The following is a 2,131-nucleotide window of genomic DNA, read 5'->3' as shown; positions in this document are numbered from 1 at the left end:
GAGTAGAGCTGTATGGGCGGCGCGGGCGTCCCCCTGGGGCCGTGATTCGCTGCCGTCGGGCGCCATCAGCCCAGACGTGTCCCGCCAGCCGGGCTCTGCCTCGATAGCATCGCTCGCCTGCTGCCAACGACCGGTCTGCGCGAGGGGATAGCTCGTATGCAATCGGGGCTCGGCCGGGTCGAAGCGGAGGCCGTCTGCGGCATGCGCGAGCGCTGCCCAAAGCAGCGCGAGGTAGTCCCGCGCCTGCGCACCCAGCAGAGCCACGGCGACGGGCGTGATGGCATCGATATCCTTCAGCAACGCCGCTGCGTCCGCCTGGCAGGGCTTGGCGCTGGGCACATGGGACGTACGCTCAAAGTAGTCGATGAGGCGTCGCCAATCGCGGACCCGCGCATGCTCTGGATCGCGCCGCTGGAGCTTGTCCGCGGCCTCGCGCGCAGCTGAGAACCGCCGCGCCAGCACCGCCTCCCGCAGCGCCTGCTCCAACACGACGCTGGCGCTGTCATAAAAGAGATCCAGCTGCCGGCGCGCCGGCGGTGGCGCATGCAGGGTAGCGAGCGCGCGTTGGAGCTCGCGGCTCGGGCCGGGGTCGAGCGGCACCGGATCGTCACCCCAGCGCCGATATTCGACCGGTCCGGCGATCAAGCCCGCTGCGCGCGCCTGCTCCGTCGCCTGCCGCAGCAGCGCCAGGGTATCCGCAAGCGGCAGTCGCAGCGCATCCTGCAAGCTCGCCCTTTGCCCCAGCCGCCAAGCTTCGTAGTCCGGGTAGGCGAGCACGCCGAAGGCGAGCAGCAGCTCAATCGGCTCAAGACGCTGTTGTTCCAGGATCAATCGCTCGACGAGTCCGACGAGCTTGTGAGGGTCGAGGCGGTTCGGATCGGTCGGCATCAATACCTCCCGCATGCTGACCCCAGGCTAGCACACCTGGCGGGTCATTCGGGACCTGGCGACCGACGTGTCGACAGCCGCATCCGCCGCGATCTGGTCTAGCTCGGGGCTCAGGCAATGGTCACCGCGTCGGACAGATAGACGTCCTGCACGGCGTTCAACAGCGCAATGCCGTCCTCCATCGGCTTCTGGAAGGCCTTGCGGCCGGTGATCAGGCCCATGCCGCCCGCGCGTTTGTTGATGACCGCGGTGCGGATCACCTGGTGCAGGTCGTCTCGGCCGGACGGCCCGCCGGAGTTGATCATGCCCACCCGGCCCAGGTAGCAGTTGGCGACCTGGTAGCGGACCCGGTCGATGGGATGCTCGCCGGTGAGCACCTCGTACATGCGCGGATGGGTCTTGCCGAAGCCGATGGCCTTGAATCCGCCATCCGTAGTCGCCTGCTTCTGCTTGATGATGTCGGCCTCGATGGTGACCCCGAGGTGGTTGGCTTGGCCGGTCAAGTCCGCGGCGGTGTGATAGTCCTCACCGCCCTGCTTGAAGGCGCTGTTGCGCAGATAGGCCCAGAGCACCGTGGCCATACCGAGCTCGTGCGCGCGTTGGAATGCCTCGCTGACTTCGCCAATCTGACGCCGCGACTCCTCTGACCCGAAGTACACGGTCGCGCCCACCGCCACAGCGCCCAGGTCGAACGCCTGCTCGACATCGGCGAACAGGGTTTGGTCGTAGCTGTTCGGGTAGGTGAGCAGCTCGTTGTGGTTCAGCTTGACGATGAAGGGAATCTTGTGGGCATAGCGGCGGGCGATGGAGCCCAGCACGCCGAGGGTCGACGCGACACCGTTGCAGCCGCCCTCCATGGCCAGGCGAACGATGTTCTCCGGGTCGAAATAGAGCGGATTGGGCGCAAAGGACGCGCCCGCGGAGTGCTCGACGCCCTGGTCCACAGGCAGGATCGACAGATAGCCCGTACCCGCCAGCCGGCCATGCCCGAACAGCGCTTGAAGACTGCGCAGGACGCCGGGCTTGCGGTCGCTCCCGATCAGGACGCGATCCACGAAGTCCGGACCCGGCAGGTGCAAAAGATTCTGATCGATACCTTGGCACCGATGGCTCAACAGGGTTTCGGCCTCGTCGCCGAGGATCTCCGGAATGTCGATCATGATGGGGCTCCTGTCATCGTCTGAGGTGCGCACGCGAGCGAGCTTTCCACCCGAGGGCTAGGATTCATCGCTAAGGCTCCTAG

2 protein-coding genes are annotated in these 2,131 nt (G+C 66.6%); both read right to left on the bottom strand.

Going from position 1 to position 2,131, the window contains the following annotated elements; translation table 11 throughout:
- Positions 1-888, bottom strand: an 888-nt coding sequence (locus I6U14_RS04165; protein WP_296897102.1) for a hypothetical protein, incomplete at its 3' end; no start/stop codon positions are given.
- Between the two features lie 110 nt (positions 889-998).
- Positions 999-2,048: a class I fructose-bisphosphate aldolase gene (locus I6U14_RS04160; RefSeq protein ID WP_296897100.1), complete on the bottom strand. Its 1,050-nt coding sequence runs from the start codon at positions 2,046-2,048 to the stop codon at positions 999-1,001.
- Positions 2,049-2,131 lie beyond the last annotated feature (83 nt).

Origin of the sequence: Thiohalocapsa sp. (assembly GCF_019695415.1) — a bacterium.
In the GTDB taxonomy this organism is placed as follows: domain Bacteria; phylum Pseudomonadota; class Gammaproteobacteria; order Chromatiales; family Chromatiaceae; genus Thiohalocapsa.
This window is presented reverse-complemented; position numbering and strand designations above follow the sequence as displayed.

Bases quoted from the DNA above. Each gene is read 5' to 3' on its own strand.
- I6U14_RS04160 (WP_296897100.1), bottom strand. From the start codon at position 2,048: ATGATCGACATTCCGGAGATCCTCGGCGACGAGGCCGAAACCCTGTTG.